The 16,173-nt window shown below is 60.7% G+C and carries 15 protein-coding genes; 4 read left to right on the top strand and 11 right to left on the bottom strand.

The genetic code is table 11. The features are described 5' to 3' along the window. Window positions 1-83: 83 nt before the first annotated feature. From HCZ23_RS16960 to prfB, 5 genes are all read right to left on the bottom strand, one after another. Window positions 84-497: a TIGR01244 family sulfur transferase gene (locus HCZ23_RS16960; RefSeq protein WP_167602935.1), complete on the bottom strand. Its 414-nt coding sequence runs from the start codon at window positions 495-497 to the stop codon at window positions 84-86. 54 nt (window positions 498-551) lie between these two features. After that, the gene (locus tag HCZ23_RS16955; protein ID WP_167602934.1) at window positions 552-1,442 is read right to left on the bottom strand and encodes an MBL fold metallo-hydrolase; all 891 of its coding nucleotides are present in this window, start codon (window positions 1,440-1,442) and stop codon (window positions 552-554) included. Between the two features lie 55 nt (window positions 1,443-1,497). Further along, window positions 1,498-1,932, bottom strand: a complete 435-nt coding sequence (locus HCZ23_RS16950) for a DUF6691 family protein (RefSeq protein ID WP_167602933.1) — start codon at window positions 1,930-1,932, stop codon at window positions 1,498-1,500. A gap of 1 nt (window position 1,933) precedes the next feature. After that, complete coding sequence (locus HCZ23_RS16945; protein WP_167602932.1) at window positions 1,934-2,383, bottom strand: YeeE/YedE family protein; 450 nt, start codon at window positions 2,381-2,383, stop codon at window positions 1,934-1,936. Between the two features lie 259 nt (window positions 2,384-2,642). After that, the gene (gene prfB, locus HCZ23_RS16940; RefSeq protein WP_167602931.1) at window positions 2,643-3,764 is read right to left on the bottom strand and encodes a peptide chain release factor 2; all 1,122 of its coding nucleotides are present in this window, start codon (window positions 3,762-3,764) and stop codon (window positions 2,643-2,645) included. Between the two features lie 152 nt (window positions 3,765-3,916). Here prfB and HCZ23_RS16935 point away from each other — a divergent pair, with 152 nt between their 5' ends. Beyond that, the gene (locus HCZ23_RS16935) at window positions 3,917-4,408 is read left to right on the top strand and encodes a GNAT family N-acetyltransferase (RefSeq protein WP_167602930.1); all 492 of its coding nucleotides are present in this window, start codon (window positions 3,917-3,919) and stop codon (window positions 4,406-4,408) included. A 47-nt stretch (window positions 4,409-4,455) separates the two neighbouring features. Here the strand turns inward: HCZ23_RS16935 and HCZ23_RS16930 are convergent, their stop codons facing one another. Continuing rightward, window positions 4,456-6,963 carry a PBP1A family penicillin-binding protein gene (locus HCZ23_RS16930; RefSeq protein ID WP_167602929.1) on the bottom strand — a complete coding sequence of 836 codons (2,508 nt, stop codon included), beginning with the start codon at window positions 6,961-6,963 and terminating at the stop codon, window positions 4,456-4,458. A gap of 203 nt (window positions 6,964-7,166) precedes the next feature. Between HCZ23_RS16930 and HCZ23_RS16925 the strand changes: the two genes are divergently transcribed. Continuing rightward, complete coding sequence (locus HCZ23_RS16925) at window positions 7,167-7,775, top strand: class I SAM-dependent methyltransferase (RefSeq protein WP_167602928.1); 609 nt, start codon at window positions 7,167-7,169, stop codon at window positions 7,773-7,775. A gap of 149 nt (window positions 7,776-7,924) precedes the next feature. Beyond that, window positions 7,925-8,584, top strand: a complete 660-nt coding sequence (locus tag HCZ23_RS16920; protein ID WP_167602927.1) for a metal-binding protein ZinT — start codon at window positions 7,925-7,927, stop codon at window positions 8,582-8,584. Window positions 8,585-8,620: 36 nt separating this feature from the next. On the opposite strand, the gene HCZ23_RS16915 is transcribed toward HCZ23_RS16920, so the two are convergent. Then, window positions 8,621-9,862, bottom strand: a complete 1,242-nt coding sequence (locus HCZ23_RS16915; protein WP_167602926.1) for an N-acetylmuramoyl-L-alanine amidase — start codon at window positions 9,860-9,862, stop codon at window positions 8,621-8,623. Between the two features lie 106 nt (window positions 9,863-9,968). Then, window positions 9,969-11,108 (bottom strand): pyridoxal phosphate-dependent aminotransferase, encoded by a 1,140-nt coding sequence (locus tag HCZ23_RS16910; protein ID WP_167602925.1) that lies wholly within the window; start codon window positions 11,106-11,108, stop codon window positions 9,969-9,971. A gap of 208 nt (window positions 11,109-11,316) precedes the next feature. Between HCZ23_RS16910 and HCZ23_RS16905 the strand changes: the two genes are divergently transcribed. Then, complete coding sequence (locus HCZ23_RS16905) at window positions 11,317-12,099, top strand: DsbA family protein (RefSeq protein WP_167602924.1); 783 nt, start codon at window positions 11,317-11,319, stop codon at window positions 12,097-12,099. 207 nt (window positions 12,100-12,306) lie between these two features. Here the strand turns inward: HCZ23_RS16905 and ispG are convergent, their stop codons facing one another. From ispG to hemA, 3 genes are all read right to left on the bottom strand, one after another. Beyond that, on the bottom strand, window positions 12,307-13,434 hold the full coding sequence (ispG, locus tag HCZ23_RS16900) for a flavodoxin-dependent (E)-4-hydroxy-3-methylbut-2-enyl-diphosphate synthase (protein WP_167602923.1): 1,128 nt from the start codon (window positions 13,432-13,434) through the stop codon (window positions 12,307-12,309). Between the two features lie 122 nt (window positions 13,435-13,556). Beyond that, entirely contained in the window at window positions 13,557-14,762 is a 1,206-nt protein-coding gene (locus tag HCZ23_RS16895; protein ID WP_167602922.1) for a helix-turn-helix domain-containing protein, read from the bottom strand. Window positions 14,763-14,877: 115 nt separating this feature from the next. Then, the gene (gene hemA, locus HCZ23_RS16890) at window positions 14,878-16,107 is read right to left on the bottom strand and encodes a 5-aminolevulinate synthase (RefSeq protein ID WP_167602921.1); all 1,230 of its coding nucleotides are present in this window, start codon (window positions 16,105-16,107) and stop codon (window positions 14,878-14,880) included. Between the last annotated feature and the right edge of the window lie 66 nt (window positions 16,108-16,173).

The raw sequence follows: 16,173 nt of genomic DNA, 5'->3' as shown, positions 1-16,173 counted from the left end.
GCTATATTGGGGACCTGTCCGCCCCCTCAGGCGAGATGTCCCGAAAACCGTTGTGGTTGACGGGACAGGCACGAATTGGCTTGTTATCCCGCCAGATAGGGGCGCAAACCCCGCATGTCATAGCCCGCGTCCGCGGCCTGGCTGATGATCGTCTCCGCCTCCATCTGACCGGATTGCGCCAGGGCCCAAGCGGTGGTCGAACGGGTGCCGGAGCGGCAATAGGCGTAAACCGGAGCGGGCAGCTCAGACAGCGCCCGCGCGGTTTCCTCGATCAGCTCTTCGGTGAACTGGCCGGGAAAGATCGGCAGATAGGCAAAGCTCAGCCCCGCCTCTTTCGCCGCCTGTTCCAGAACCTCCGACGAGAGACCCGGCTCCACCTCCATGTCCGGGCGATTGCAAATCAGCGTCTTGAATCCCTTTTCCTTAAGGATCGTCACCTCCTCGGGGGTGATCTGGCCGCTGACCGTGATCTGATCGTTGATCTTGTTGAAGTCCATGTTCGCGTCTCCTGTGCGTGGAACCGGTCCGGCCCCACGCATCAAAAGACGTCGTCAGAGACCGTTCACCGGAACTTTCAGGAAGGTCTTACCGTCCTGATCCGCTGGCGGCAATTCACCAGCACGCATATTCACCTGCAAAGAGGGAATAATCAGACGCGGCATGGCCAGTTGAGCGTCGCGCTCCTCGCGGAATTTGACGAATTCCTCTTTGGATTTGCCGCCGCCGACGTGGATGTTGTGGTCCTTCTCGGCGCCCACGGTGGTTTCCCAGGCGATGTCACGCCCGTTCGGACCGTAGTCGTGGCACATGAAGAGACGCATGTCGTCCGGCAGGGCCAGCACTTTCTGGATCGAGTCGTAGAGCACGGCGGCGTCGCCCCCCGGGAAATCCGCCCGCGCCGAGCCACCGTCAGGCATGAACAGAGTGTCGCCGGTAAAGGTCGCGTCCCCCATCACATGCACCATGCAAGCGGGCGTGTGGCCCGGCGTGTGCATGGCAAAACAGTGCATGGAGCCAACGGAATAGGTGTCGCCATCCTTGAAAAGGCGGTCGAATTGCGAGCCGTCGCGCTGGAATTCGGTGCCTTCGTTGAAGACTTTTCCGAAGGTTTCCTGCACCGTGACGATATGCTCGCCGATGCCGATCTTGCCACCGAGCGCATCCTGAATATAGGGCGCGGCGGAGAGGTGGTCGGCGTGGACATGGGTCTCGATCAGCCATTCGAGTTTGAGCCCCTGCTCTTTCACATAGGCGATGATCTCATCGGCGGACTCGTAGGTGATGCGACCGGCGGCGTAGTCGATGTCCATGACGCTGTCCACAATGGCGCAGGCGTCCGAGGCCGGGTCTTTCACCACATAGGAAATCGTCCATGTGGCCGGATCGAAAAAGGCTTTGACCTCGGGTTTGACCGACAGATCGACGGGGTAGTTGGATGCCATGTTAGTTTCTCCTCTCATCTCTTGCGCGGCCCTGTCAGGCGGCGCACAGTATCGTTCATGTTGCGGCACGGGCCGCGGTTTGTTTCATCAGGGTTTTGGCCACGAAAATGCCCGCCACGAGCGCGACAAAGAACAGCCAGACCGACGGATCGAAGGTCCCCAAAGCCGGCAAAGCGCCGCCCGGGCAAAAGCCCGCGATGCCCCAGCCGACACCGAAGACCAAGGAGCCGCCCACCAGCTTGGCGTCGATGACGCGCGAGGTGGGTACGGTGAATTTAGGCTCGAAGGCGGGCGTCTCGTAGCGCTTGAACAACCAGCGGTAGCCAAAGAAGCTCACGGTCACGGCGCCCCCCATCACGAAGATCAAGGACGGGTCCCAAACCCCGAAAAAGTCGAAGAAATTCAGAACTTTTTCCGGGTTGGCCATGCCGGACATGGAGATGCCGAGGCCAAAGATCAGCCCGATCACATAGGTCAGGATCAGTTTCATCTCATGCGCCTCCGAAGATGTGGCGAATGACGAAAACGGTCACCGCGGTCGAGGCCATGAACGAAAGCGTCGCAACGATCGAGCGCGGCGAAAGACGCGCCATGCCGCAGACACCGTGGCCGGAGGTGCAGCCGGAGCCATAGCTCACGCCGATGCCCACGATGAAACCGCCGATCAAAAGCGCGCCTTTGGTGACGGGCACATCCACTTCGGGGAAATGGCCGGTGAACAGCGCGTAGACCAGCGGACCGGTGACCATGCCCGCCAAAAGCACGGCACGCCAGGCCCAATCCGAGGAGTTCGCAGGCGTCAGAAAGCCCGCGAGGATGCCGGTGGCGCCAAAGATGCGCCCTTGAAAAGCCATCAACAGCACGGCGGCGGTGCCGATCAATATGCCTCCAAAGAGCGAGGCAAAGGGGGTGAATTCCGTGGGCGTGATTTCTGTAATCATCTCCAAAGCCCTCCGTAAAAGGGCCCGGTTTGGGCTGGGTTGATCATGTGCGCTTCCTTTTATGTGCAGGTTTTCCCGCTTGGCAGCCACAATAGGCGCAGGTGTGCAGCGGTGTCGGTGAGTTTGTCACATTGGGGCAAAGCGACCTTGCGGCAAGCGTTGCACGAAGGCGTGATCACTTCATGAAAAAGGCCCCGCTCAGGGGGCCTTTGATGTCATTTTTGATCCAGGCGGGCGTCGTCCGGGTTCGTCTCCAGGATTACTCACCCTGAGCATCGGCCCGCGATTTGCCCGCCACATTCATCGCCAACGTCTCGGCCATGAATTTGTCGAGATCGCCATCGAGCACGCCCTGGGTGTCCGAGGTCTCGTAATTGGTGCGCAGGTCTTTGACCATCTGATAGGGCTGCATCACATAAGACCGGATCTGGTTGCCCCAACCCGCCGAGCCTTTGCTTTCATGCGCCTCGTTGATCGCCGCGTTGCGCCGGTCCAGCTCCAATTGATAGAGCCGCGATTTCAGCGCTTTCATGGCGATGTCGCGGTTCTGGTGCTGCGACTTTTCCGACGAGGTCACCACGATGCCGGTCGGCGCGTGGGTGATCCGCACGGCGGAGTCGGTGGTGTTCACGTGCTGACCGCCCGCACCAGACGAGCGATAAGTATCGATGCGGATGTCGGCGGGGTTCACCTCGATCTCGATATTGTCATCGACCACCGGATAGACCCAGACGGAGGCAAAGGACGTCTCGCGCGTGCCCTTGCCGAAGGGCGAGATGCGCACCAGACGGTGCACGCCCGACTCAGACTTCAGCCAGCCGTAGGCATTGTGGCCGGAGATTTTATAGGCCACGGATTTGATCCCGGCCTCGGAGCCCGCTTCTTCGGACTGAAGCTCGACGGTGTAGCCTTTCTTCTCCGCCCAACGCACATACATGCGCTGCAACATCGACGCCCAGTCACAGGCCTCCGTGCCGCCCGCGCCCGCGTTGATCTCGAGGAAGGTGTCGTTGGAGTCCGCTTCGCCGTCCAAAAGCGCTTCAAGTTCTTTCGCGGCGGCGGTTTCCGCCAGCGCCTTGAGCGTATCTTCGGCCTCGGTGACGACCTCTTGGTCCTCTTCCATCTCGCCCAATTCGATCAGCTCGATGTTGTCCTTCATGTCCTGCTCGATGGAGGTCGCGGTTTTCAGCGCGTCCATCAACATCTGGCGATCGCGCATGAGTTTTTGCGCCCGCTCCGGGTCGTCCCACAGCGTCGGGTCCTCGATCATCGCGTTGAACTCTTCGAGGCGATGCGGCGCGGTGTCCCAATCCATGCGCTGTTTGAGCAAGGCCACGGATTTTTCGATCTTCGCAACGGTATTCTGGATTTCAGCGCGCACGGCAGGTCACCTTATCGGTCTCTTGGGGTCGGTCTTTTGAACGTTTGCCGAGAGATACGCGTTGCAGCGCCCGGAGGCAAGGGGCGTCACTCTTCCGTGTTCGGCCTCCTGTCGTCTTGACCGTGGCACGGCTTTCAGGCCCTTTTCGCGGCATGACAGCACATGACATCCAATTTGCCCGCCTGAGCGACAGTCCCACGGAGCGCCTTGCGGCCCATATGTCCGACCCTTTCGTGGCTGCGCATATGCCGCTTTTGACCGGCGCCTGGACGGATGCGATGACACAGGACCGGGTGGCCGCAAAAGACGCGCATTGGGCGACGCATGGCCTCGGGCATTGGGCGTTTCTCGACCACGGCGCTTATGTGGGCTGGGGCGGGTTCGAGCGTGAAGGCGAAGACTGGGATTTCGGTCTGGTCCTCACGCGCGATGCGATCGGCCTCGGTCGCAACATCACAAAGCGGGCTCTGGACGCCGCGCGACAAGACCCGCGCATCGACAGCGTGACCTTTCTCTTGCCGCCCACCCGGCGTCACACGGGAGCTTTGACCCGTCTGGGGGCCACGCAAGAGGCTGATGTGACACTTCACGAAGAGCGGTTTCTCAAATTTCGGCGCCGACTGTCCTCACATATCTACAGATAAAAAGAGGCCCATCTCTGGACTTCTTTTTTTGCAGTCTGGTCTGAGGCTTAGTACAACCCGCCCGACGACAGAGAGTTGATCGGTGCCTTCTCTGGCACCGTGATCGTCCGACCTGTCGAGGTTTGCACCTCGCGCTCGCCCGACGAGCTGGTCTGGCCTTCAAACAGCGGCAAATCCGCGCCCATGGCAAAGCCCCCGTCATACATCAGGCCAAAGATCGGCTCTTCGCCATCGCGGAAATATTCCGCCACAACGTTCGGGCCAGAGGCACTGTCGTTGAGACGCGCGCCGGTGTAGCGGTCGATCTTGATGAAATGGCCGCCCGGAGGCACTTTGAATTTGCCGCCGCCGTATTTTTTCACCGCGTCCTGCATGAAATCGTTGAACACCGGGCCACAGAAGCCACCGCCCGAGGCGCCCCGCATCGCGCGCGGCGTGTCGTAGCCGATGTAACAGCCCGCCACGATGTTCGAGGTAAAGCCCATGAACCAAGCGTCCTTGCCGTCATTCGTGGTCCCCGTCTTGCCCGCAACCGGCACCGGCAGGTTGACGCGCCCGGCGGCCGTGCCGCGCTGGACCACGCCCTGCATCATGGAGGTCAGCTGATAGGCGGTGATCGCGTTGATCATACGCTCGCGGTTCGACACGATCTTGGGCGCCACGCCGGGGGCCAGAGAGGCCACGTCGCATTCTTCGCAGACCCGCTGGTCGTGGCGATAAATCGTGCGCCCGTAGCGGTCCTGCACCCGGTCAACGAGTGTCGGTTCGACGCGCTCGCCACCGTTGGCGAACATGGCGTAGGCAGAGACCATCTTGAACACGGTGGTTTCCTCGGCGCCGAGAGACGAGGCGAGATATTGCCCCATGTGATCATAAACACCGAAGCGTTCCGCGTAGCGCGCGACCGTGTCCATACCGACCTCTTGGGCGAGGCGGATGGTCATCAGGTTCCGCGACTGTTCGATCCCGGTCCGCAAGGGCGTCGGGCCGTAGAATTGGCGCGAGGCGTTTTTCGGCCGCCAGACACCCTGCGGCGTGTTGATCTCGATCGGCGCGTCGACGACGATGGTCGCAGGCGTAAAGCCACTATCGAGCGCGGCTGCATAGACGAAGGGTTTGAACGAAGACCCCGGCTGGCGCGTCGCCTGGGTGGCGCGGTTGAAGACCGAGTTCTGATAAGAGAACCCGCCCTGCATCGCGATCACCCGGCCCGTGTTGACGTCCATCGCCATGAAGGCGCCCTGCACTTCCGGCACCTGACGCAGCGACCAGCGGATCAGATCGCCCTCGCCGTTGTCGCCGGTGGTCATGCGGCGGATGTGGACCACGTCGCCGCGGGTGAAATTGTCCCGGAACGATCCGCGCACCCATTTGATGTCCTCGCGCGGCACAGAAACTTCGCCGACGCCGTCCTCGACCATGACTGTCAGGGCGCTGTCGCCCACTTCGTTCACTGCGCCGACATACCATTTGCCATCCAGCGTCACATCGCGTGCCACCCGGATCTCGGAGAGCGCCGCCTCCCATGTGCCATCGTCCAGCGCTGCGGCGTCGATCGTCTTGCCGGTGCCGCGCCACTGGCCCATGCCACGATCCAGCTCTTCGAGCCGTTTCTGAAGCGCATGCGCCGCGTTGGTCTGCATTTCCGGATCAATCGTGGCGCGGATCGACAAGCCACCTTCGAAGAACTCCTCTTCGCCGAAGTTCTTCGACAGCTGGCGGCGGATTTCGTCGGTAAAGTAATCGCGCGTCGGCAGGCTCTCGCGGTAGCTCGGATAATCGCCGGTCTGCACCGATTTGATCGGTTTTTCGCGCGCCGTTTCATAGACCTCCTGCGTCAGGTAGCCGTTCTCATACATCTCGCGCAGCACGTAGTTGCGCCGCGTCAGCGCGGCGTCGTAATTCTTCGCCGGGTTGTAGGAATAAGGCGCCTTCGGATGGATCGCGAGAAAGGCCGCCTCTTCGGGCGCCAGCTCCGACAGGCTTTTGTTGAAATAGCTCTGCGCCGCCGCCGTCACACCGAAGGACCGCACGCCCAAATCGATCTCGTTGAGATAAAGCCCGAGGATTTCGTCTTTGGTGAGCGTCTGCTCCAGACGCGTCGCCAAGATCAATTCCTTGATCTTGCGCTCGGCAGACCGCGAGCCGTCGAGCAGGAAGTTTTTCATCACCTGCTGGGTGATCGTCGAGGCGCCGCGCAGGGGCCCGCCCTGCGCCGCCGTCAACGCGGCCGAGGCCATACCACGCAGGTCATAGCCATGGTGTTTGTAAAAATTCTTATCCTCGGCGGAGATGAAAGCGTATTTCACCAGATCGGGGATTTCCTCCGGCGGCGTATAGAGGCGACGTTCCTTGGCAAATTCGTCGATGATCCGGCCTTCGCCCGAGTAAATCCGCGAAATCGTCGGCGGCTGGTATTGCGCCAGGGCTTCGTGGTTCGGCAAATCGCGACCGTACATCCAAAAGATGCCGCCGACGACCAGCGCCAGCAAGAACAGCCCCGTGGTGATCCACGAGAAGATTGTGCCAAAAAACGAAAAGATAAATCTGAGCACTGAAGAGCCTTTCCCACACCACAACACCCGCGCTGACTCGCATCGGAACCGCCCGGGTTTGCCTCTCCTTATACAGCGCGGGCGCCGTGGTCAAAACATCCCCGGCCCCTTCGCGCGCAAATGTGAGCAGAAAGGCGCCGCTCGTGAGGTGGATGTGAACAGAGCCGCTTGCCCTGCGCCCGCGTCGCGCCTATCTGCGAGGCATGAGACCCGAAGATATCCTTCCGACCTATGAACGCCAGGCCCGCGCCTTCGACATCGCGCGGTCCAAAACCCTGTTCGAGCGCCCCTGGCTTGACCGGATGCTGGGCTATACGCCGCAGACCGAGGGCAAGCGCCATGTGCTTGATCTGGGGTGTGGGTCGGGTCGACCGATTGCGCAGTATCTTTATGACCGGCGCTGCGAAGTGACGGGAGTCGATGGCGCGGCGGCCATGGTCGCGCTGTTTCAACAGAACCTGCCCCGCGCGCGGGCCATCCGCGCCGACATGCGCGGTCTCGATCTGGGCGAGACCTTCGATGCGGTCGTGGCCTGGGACAGCTTTTTCCATCTCACCGCCGAGGATCAGCGGGCGATGTTTGCGACATTCGCCAAACACCTCGCGCCGCGTGGCGTTTTGCTCTTCACCTCCGGCCCTGACGCCGGTGAAGCCATTGGCAATGTCGAGCATGAGACGGTCTATCACGCCTCGCTTTCGCCCGAAGAATATCGTCAGTTGATGGCAAATGAGGGCATGGAGGTGATCGCTTTCACGCCTGAGGACCCCGGCTGCACCGGGCATTCCGTGTGGTTGGCGCGCAAGAGCGGGTGAATCGGCCTCCCCTGAGGCGATGTGTTTCCAAAATTTTTGACGCTTGCCAATCCGGCGTCATTTTCCTAAGTCCGTGTTGTTATGTTATTTCATAACGTCGCCACGTGAGATCACAGATCCACAGGACGGAACAACAAGGAAAGACCCGGATGCAGAAAACATCTCTCGCCCTCGCGACCGCACTCGCCGCCACGCTGAGCTTTACGGCTCAGACGCAAGCCGAGTCTCATGATCACGATCATGCCGAAGAGCACGCACACGACCATGCCCAAGACGACAAAATCTACGACGGCTATTTCGAAGACAGCCAAATCGCCCCGCGCCCGCTTTCCGACTGGGCCGGCGACTGGCAATCCGTCTACCCGCTTTTGACCGAAGGCAAACTGGACGCGGTGATGGAGCACAAGGCCGAACATGGCGACAAATCCGTCGAAGACTACACCGCCTATTACACCACTGGCTATGCCACCGACGTGGACCGGATCGAGATCGAGGGCAGCACCGTCACCTTCCATCAAGCCGGCGGCGCAATCTCTGGCGAATATGAAGACGATGGCTATGAGGTTCTGACCTATTCACGCGGCAACCGTGGCGTGCGCTTTATCTTCGAAAAAGTCTCCGGCGATGACGCGGCCCCGCAGTTCATCCAGTTCAGCGATCACCGCATCTTCCCGTCGAAAGCCGATCACTACCACCTCTATTGGGGCAATGACCGCGCCGCCGTGCTCGAAGAGCTGAGCAATTGGCCGACCTATTTCCCGGTCGATCTGACGGCAGATCAGATCGCTGCGGATATGATGGCGCATTAAGCGCTTTTGGAGGGTGGCCAGCGAACATGGCCGCCCTCACTTCCTGAGCTTGTCCTGAAGCGCAATTTCCTGGTCTTCCCAGGCCGACAAAGCATCGCGGATCGCCCAGGCGGCTTTGGTCCGCCAGGCCGGATCGGCAAGCTTCGCACGGTCCTTGGCCGAGGACAGGAAGCCCAATTCGATCAGGACAGAGGGCATATCGGGCGCTTTGAGGACCGAAAACCCGGCCTCCAGACGCGGACGTTTGTGCATGCCGACGCTTTCGTCGAGCTGTGCCACCAAAGCATCCGCCAGACGATCCGTGCGCGGCGTGGTTTCCGTGCGGGCCATGTCCATGAGCACGGTCGCGATCACATCATCCTGCCCCGTGAGATCGACCCCAGACAGCAAATCCGACCGATCATGGCGCTCCGCGAGCTTTTGCGACGCCGCATCCGAGGCGCGTGCCGCCAAAGTGTAGATCGTCGCCCCTTCGGCCCGGCCCTCGGCAATCGCATCGGCGTGGATCGAGAGGAACACATCGGCACCGGCCGCGCGCGCCAGCGTCAGACGGGTTTCCAACGGCACGAAAAGGTCTTCGGCGCGGGTCAGAGTGACCTCGAACCCGCCCGCACGATTGAGCACATCCTGCAATTCGCGGGCGAATGTCAGGGTCAGGGCCTTTTCCTGTATCCCGTCCCGTTCCGCGCCGGGATCGATGCCGCCATGACCGGGATCGAGCACCACGCGCAGTGGACCGTCGCCCAATTTGCGCGCGGGCGCGGCTTTGGGCGCGTCGTCCGTGGAGGGGCGCACAAGCTGCGCATCGGGTGGCGTTCCGGCCCCCAAGGCAAATTCGTCCGAAGCCGTGGGATCGAGCGTCAAAGTCAGGACCGCCCCCTTGTCGTCGCGCGACATCTGGGCATGGACCAGCCGGAAAGGTTCGGCCAAATCCAACACCATCCGCGACCAGCCGGGAACGAACCCGCCCACCCGCAGGCCGGTGATGCCCTCGGCGGTGTCGAAGTCCTCCGTGTCAAATCCGGTCCAATCGACCTCGGCGAAATCGATGACCATGCGGCGCGGGTCATCGAGGGTGAAAATACGAAATGGCACCGGCTGGCTCAGCCGTAGCATCATTTCGACACGCTCGCCCTGATCCACGAGCGCCGACGCGCTGCTGTCGGCGCGGGCGAGCGCCGTCAGACCGCTCTGGGCAAAAGCGGATCCACCGACAGACAGGCCCGAAGAGAGCCCGAGAAGAGCGGCGAAAACCAGCGGTTTGAAAAGCTTGACCATGACATCCTCAAAAACATTTCGCCGAAACCTACCCTGCCCGACGCGCTTTGCCTATGGGAGAACGCCGCCCTGACCAAAGCGTGACACAGGTGTGTGCCCTGACACGTTACCGATTGGCCATAAAGGATTTGAGCCGGGTCAGGCCTTCGCAGATGTCCTCGGTCGAGCGCGCGTAGGAAAACCGCAGGGTCTGCGCGCCGCGCACAGGATCGAAATCCAGTCCCGGCGTCACGGCGACACCCGCTTCGGCGAGGATTTCGTCGCAAAACGCCTTGCTGTCGTCGGTGTGCTCGGAAACATCGGCGTAGATGTAAAACGCCCCGTCCGGCGGCGCGATCTTGTCAAAGCCGATCTTCGGCAGCTCTTCGAGCATGAGACGACGGTTCTCGGCATAGACATCGACCATTTCCTGACACTCCTGCCGGGCCTCCAATGCGCCCAAAGCCGCGACCTGCGAGGCATGCGGCGGGCAGAGGAAAAAGTTCTGCGCGATGCGTTCGATCACCCGGACATGATCTTCGGGCACCACCATCCAGCCGATGCGCCAGCCGGTCATGGAGAAGAATTTCGAAAACGAATTGATGACATAGACATCATCCGACAGCTCCAGCGCGGTCACTGCCCGGCCCTCATATTGAATGCCGTGGTAAATCTCGTCGGAGATAAAGGCGATGCCCTTGTCCTGACAGGTTTTGATCAGTGCACCCATGGCCTCATGATCCAGCATGGTGCCGGAGGGATTTCCGGGGGAGGCCACGATCAAGCCATCCAGACCGTCAGGAATATCGGAGGGCACGGGTTGCAAGCGGTTCTCCAACTTGGTCGGCAAGCCCACGGGGGTGATGTCCAAGCCGCTCAGGATTTGGCGATAGGACGGGTAGCCCGGCTCGCCCATGCCCACTTTGGCGCCCGCATCGAAGAGCGCGGTAAAAGCGAGAATGAAGGCGCCCGAAGAGCCAGGCGTGATCACCACGCGCTGCCAATCGAGATCGACGCCGTACCAATCCTTATACAGCGCCGCGATGCCTTTGCGCAGCTCCGGCAGGCCGAGCGCGACCGTATAGCCCAAAGGATCGGCCTCCATCGCCTGTTCCACCCGCGCGCGGGCCTTCTCAGGCGCCCCCGTCGAGGGCTGACCGACCTCCATATGGATGATGTGCCGCCCCGCCTCCTCCGCCGCCCGGGCCGCCTCCATGACATCCATCACGATGAAGGGATCGACCACGGATCGTTTCGAGGTTTTCATGGGGAGGCTCCTATTCTTTAAGTCTGCCCTCCCATGCCAGCGAGACGCAGAAAATGCAATGTGGCGCAGGGGGTGCATAATGTGCCAAGGCGCAATATTCGGGGCAGCATTTTGGGCACTGCGGCTTTGGGTCACGCAACTGTTGGGTGGCTCTGGCACAAAGATGTGATACACGCGGTGGACCAGATTTGAGACGGAGAGAGACCCGATGAATTTTGCCAAAGCCTTCGCGTGCCCTGTTACGCGTTTTGGGGCCGCCGCCCTTTTGACCGCGACCACCTCGCTGGCCGCGCAGGCCTTTGACATCACCGACATGTCGGACGCCGAACGCGAGGCGTTTCGCGCCGAGGTCCGGGCGTTCATCATGGAAAACCCCGAGGTGATCATGGAAGAGGCCTATGAGGTCTATCAACAGCGCCAGGCCGAGGCCCAGGTCGCCAATGACGCCGATCTGATCGCCGCCTATTCCGAAGTGATCTACAACGATGAAAACGACGCGGTTTACGGCAATCCGGATGGCGATATCGTTCTGGTGGAATTCTCCGATTACCGCTGTGGCTATTGCAAGAAAGCCTACCCGGACGTGCAGGCTTTGTTGGAAAAAGACGGCAATATCAAACTGATCGTCAAGGAATTCCCGATTCTGGGCGAGGCTTCCGTTCTGGCGTCTCGTTTTGCCGTGGCGACGAAACTTGTGGCGGGAAATGAGGCCTATCTCAAGCTGCACGATGAGTTGATGCAGGCCCGTGGCGATGTGTCCGAAGGCATGCTGCGCCGTCTGGCCAACGGGCTTGAGATCGACGCCGATGCGGTGGTGGCGGAGATGGAGAGCGATGAGGTCACCGCGATCCTGGCGCTGAACCATCAGCTGGCGCAGGAATTGCAGATCACCGGCACGCCGGGGTTCATCTTGGGCGACCAGATGCTGCGCGGTTATGTGCCCTATGACGGCATGGTCGAGATCGTCGCCGAAGTACGCGCGAACCGCTGAGCAGAGATTTCATATCCTGACATGACAAACCCCGCCTTTTGGGCGGGGTTTTCTATTGAGTATTTAAAGCGTTTCTCAAAAACTTGAGGCACTCAATTTTGAGAAGCGTCGCAGCACCGAATAGATGTAGTAACGTTTTTCACTCAATCTGTGGCAGATTCAGTGAAAAACGTTGAGGCAACAAAGGAAACGCATATCGCGGAAGCGTTATTCCGCGGCATCCTGAGCGGCGGCGGCCTCGATCTCGGCGGCTTTCTTTTCGACCTGTTCGACGATGTGCTCGACCATGTGGTCATTTGACATTTTATGGTCCTGTTTGCCACCCAGATAGACCATGCCGTGACCTGCCCCGCCCCCGGTCCAGCCGACATCGGTCATAAGCGCCTCGCCCGGTCCATTCACCACGCATCCAATGATTGAGAGGCTCATCGGCGTCTTGATATGCTCAAGGCGTTTCTCCAATTCCTCCACGGTTTTGATCACATCAAAGCCCTGACGCGCGCAGGACGGACAGGAAATGATATTCACACCACGGTGGCGCAGGCCGAGGGATTTCAGGATTTCATAGCCGACCTTGACCTCTTCGACCGGATCGGCGGAGAGAGACACACGCAGCGTGTCGCCAATGCCCATCCACAAAAGCTGGCCCAGACCGATGGAGGATTTGATCGTCCCGGACATCAGCCCGCCCGCCTCGGTGATGCCGAGGTGAATAGGCGCGTCGGTGGCCTCCGCCAGTTGCTGATACGCGGCGGAGGCCATGAAGACGTCGGAGGCTTTCACCGAGATTTTGAAATTGTGGAAGTCGTTATCTTCGAGGATTTTGATGTGATCCATGCCGCTCTCGACCATCGCGTCGGGGCATGGTTCGCCATATTTTTCAAGGAGATGCTTTTCCAAAGAGCCTGCGTTCACGCCGATGCGGATCGAGCAATTGTGGTCGCGCGCGGCTTTCAGCACCTCTTTGACCCGCGCCTCATCGCCGATGTTGCCGGGGTTGATACGAAGACACGCCGCACCGGCCTCTGCAGCCTCGATGCCACGCATGTAGTGGAAATGGATGTCAGCGACGATCGGCACCGGGCTTTCGCGGCAGATTTCTTTCAGGGCCGCAGAGCTTTCCTTGTCCGGCACGGAAACCCGCACGATGTCAGCTCCGGCCTCGGCAGCGCGGATGATCTGATCCAGCGTGGCTTTGACGTCATGGGTCAGTGTGTTGGTCATCGTCTGCACGGAAATCGGCGCATCGCCGCCCACGGGCACATTCCCGACCCAAATCTTGCGGCTCACACGACGGTCGATGTTGCGCCAGGGACGGATGGGATTGTGGGACATGAGAGCCTCTTTGGTGCGAAACACGGGGTCCTGCCCTAGATAGGCCTAAGGGGCGCGAGGGGCAAGCGGTCTGACCCGATTGCCGACCTGCGACCTCTTGGCTTTGGATTATACAGCGTGGCTTATTCGGCGTTTTCCGCGACGCGGAACATTTCCGCGACCGAAGTGTTCGCCGCCAGATCGACCGGGGTGAACACGTCAGAGACGTCAGCGACAGAGAGCGCGACGTTTTTGACGACAGAGCCGGAGGACCCGACCGGGCCGTAAGCCTGACCGTTCACCGCGAAATAGACGCCGCCACCATTGCCAGTGCGCAACAGGGGCGCCTTGTCCATGGCGGGCACGACGTAGCGTTCGCCCGCGTCGAGAATCTTCTCGAACAAGACAGAACCATCGGCGGCCTGAACCCGGACCCAGGACGGCAGCACGGCGACGATGGCCAGTTCCGGCGCACCCTCTGCGGTGACCTGAATCGGCGAGTCGCCATCTTCCGAGAGCGCCGCTTGGGCAATCAGATTGGACATGTCGTTCAGAATATCTTCGCGCTCTTCGGCCTGGCTTTCCGCCGTCAAGGCGCCGACGGTGCGCGGATCGAGCGTGGCAATCGGACCATCGCGCGGCACCAAAACCGGCACGTCCAAAGCCTGCGGACGATAGAGGCGATCCAGCGCTTCGGCGGAGGGCGTGGCGAGGCCGACGCTCTCGTCCAAAGACGCCATCGTGGTGGTCTCGGCATCGAGCGGCGCAACTTCGGAGATCATGCCGGGGGTCTGATCGACCGGCGCCAGCTTGACCTTTTGCACCTCTTGCAACACCGACCAGCCGCCATATCCGATCACGCCCAAAAGCGCGAGAAGCACCGCGGTGGACCCGAGCGCGCCAGGTTCGATACGGGCCATAAACCCTTGGCCGCGCGGCACGAAAGTGGCGTTCGGATCGGCAAAGGGATCTTTGACAGGGGATTGTTTTTGCGCGGTCGCGGGGCTGCGTTTGGTCGAGGCCTGTGGCGACATGCCGTGCGCGACGGCAAATCCGCTTTCCTGACAAAAACGCGCGAAGGCCCAATCGGGATCGAGATCGAGATAGCGCGCATAGGAGCGCACGTAACCGGCGATAAAGCCCTGGGTCTCGAACACGGAGGGGTCGGCATTCTCAATGGCGGCAATGTAAGTCGCCTTGATCTTCAGCTCGCGCTGGACGTCCAAAAGCGATTTTCCGATGGTCGCACGTTCACCACGCATGACATCTCCGAGCCGCAACTCGAAGTCATCAAACCCGCGAGGCTGTTCCTGTTCCTCGACGGGTGGTTTGCTCCACCGCCTGATCATGCCTGTGTGCCGCCCTAAGTTGGTCCTGTCCCCATGAGCCTATAGACGATTCGTCTTAAGCTCTTGGAAACAGTGTTACCACATGCTCAAACCGGGCGCACAGGGGTTATGCGCGTCATCCGGCCATTTCGGCACGATTCAGCGCACAATGGCTCCAGAGGGCGTCCAGCGCCTTGATCAGGTGATCCATTTCATTGGGCCCGTGCACTGGCGACGGTGTAAACCGCAGGCGCTCGGTGCCGCGTGGCACGGTCGGGAAATTGACCGGCTGCACGTAGATTCCGTAGTGCTCCAGCATCATGTCCGACATCAATTTCGTGTGTTTCGGATCGCCGACGATCAGCGGGACGATGTGCGAGCCATTGTCGGTGATCGGCAGGCCGAGGCCCTTAAGCCGGGTTTTCAGGATTTTGGCCTGGGTCTGATGCGCCTCGCGCAGTTTCACGCCGCCCTCGCCTTTCAGGAAAGCGATGGAGGCCGCAGCGCCCGCCGCGACCGCCGGCGGAATCGAAGTCGTGAAGATGAAGCCCGGCGCGTAAGAGCGCACGGCGTCACACATTTTCGCACTCGCCGCGATATAGCCGCCGAACACGCCGAAGGCTTTGCCCAGCGTGCCGTTGATGATGTCGACACGGCCCATCAGACCGTCACGCTCGGCCACACCGCCGCCGCGCGGGCCGTACATGCCGACCGCGTGCACCTCGTCGAGATAGGTCAATGCGTTGAATTCCTCGGCGATGTCGCAAAGCTCTTTGATCGGGCCGAAATCGCCGTCCATGGAATAGACGGACTCAAAAGCGATCAGCTTTGGCGCCTCAGGATCGTCGGCGGCCAGCAACTCGCGCAAATGATCGAGATCATTATGGCGGAAGATGCGCTTGGCGCCGCCGTTGCGACGAATGCCCTCAATCATGGAGGCGTGGTTCAGCTCGTCGGAATAGATGATCAGCCCCGGAAACAGCGTCGGCAGCGTCGAAAGCGTGGCGTCATTGGCGATGTAGGCCGAGGAGAACACGAGCGCGCCCTCTTTGCCATGCAGATCGGCAAGTTCGGCTTCGAGACGTTTGTGGTAGACCGTCGTGCCCGAGATATTGCGCGTTCCGCCCGAGCCGGCGCCCGTGGCATCGACCGCCTCTTTCATGGCGTCGAGCACGGCGGGGTGTTGGCCCATGCCGAGATAATCGTTGCCGCACCAGACCGTTACGGGCTGCTCTGTGCCGTCGGGGCGCGTCCATGTGGCGTGGGGAAATTGCCCGCGCTTACGCTCGATGTCGATGAAGGTGCGATAACGCCCTTCGTCGTGCAAACGTTGAATCGCCTCGTCCAGCTTCGCCGTATAGTCCACTTTTTGTCCTTTCGCGCGTCTCAAGTCTGCCTGTTTTAGCGGCATCAAACGAAAATTGCGACTCAT

This window comes from Celeribacter sp. HF31, assembly GCF_011806455.1.
Taxonomy (GTDB): Bacteria; Pseudomonadota; Alphaproteobacteria; order Rhodobacterales; family Rhodobacteraceae; genus Celeribacter.
This window is presented reverse-complemented; position numbering and strand designations above follow the sequence as displayed.

What these genes read in the sequence shown, in the direction of transcription:
- HCZ23_RS16905 (WP_167602924.1), top strand. Translation starts at nt 11,317, where the DNA reads ATGAATTTTGCCAAAGCCTTCGCGTGCCCTGTTACGCGTTTTGGGGCC.
- HCZ23_RS16950 (WP_167602933.1), bottom strand. Translation starts at nt 1,932, where the DNA reads ATGAAACTGATCCTGACCTATGTGATCGGGCTGATCTTTGGCCTCGGC.
- HCZ23_RS16925 (WP_167602928.1), top strand. Translation starts at nt 7,167, where the DNA reads ATGAGACCCGAAGATATCCTTCCGACCTATGAACGCCAGGCCCGCGCC.
- HCZ23_RS16895 (WP_167602922.1), bottom strand. Translation starts at nt 14,762, where the DNA reads ATGATCAGGCGGTGGAGCAAACCACCCGTCGAGGAACAGGAACAGCCT.
- HCZ23_RS16945 (WP_167602932.1), bottom strand. Translation starts at nt 2,383, where the DNA reads ATGATTACAGAAATCACGCCCACGGAATTCACCCCCTTTGCCTCGCTC.
- ispG (WP_167602923.1), bottom strand. Translation starts at nt 13,434, where the DNA reads ATGTCCCACAATCCCATCCGTCCCTGGCGCAACATCGACCGTCGTGTG.
- HCZ23_RS16960 (WP_167602935.1), bottom strand. Translation starts at nt 497, where the DNA reads ATGGACTTCAACAAGATCAACGATCAGATCACGGTCAGCGGCCAGATC.
- HCZ23_RS16910 (WP_167602925.1), bottom strand. Translation starts at nt 11,108, where the DNA reads ATGAAAACCTCGAAACGATCCGTGGTCGATCCCTTCATCGTGATGGAT.
- HCZ23_RS16955 (WP_167602934.1), bottom strand. Translation starts at nt 1,442, where the DNA reads ATGGCATCCAACTACCCCGTCGATCTGTCGGTCAAACCCGAGGTCAAA.
- HCZ23_RS16935 (WP_167602930.1), top strand. Translation starts at nt 3,917, where the DNA reads ATGACAGCACATGACATCCAATTTGCCCGCCTGAGCGACAGTCCCACG.
- HCZ23_RS16920 (WP_167602927.1), top strand. Translation starts at nt 7,925, where the DNA reads ATGCAGAAAACATCTCTCGCCCTCGCGACCGCACTCGCCGCCACGCTG.
- HCZ23_RS16915 (WP_167602926.1), bottom strand. Translation starts at nt 9,862, where the DNA reads ATGGTCAAGCTTTTCAAACCGCTGGTTTTCGCCGCTCTTCTCGGGCTC.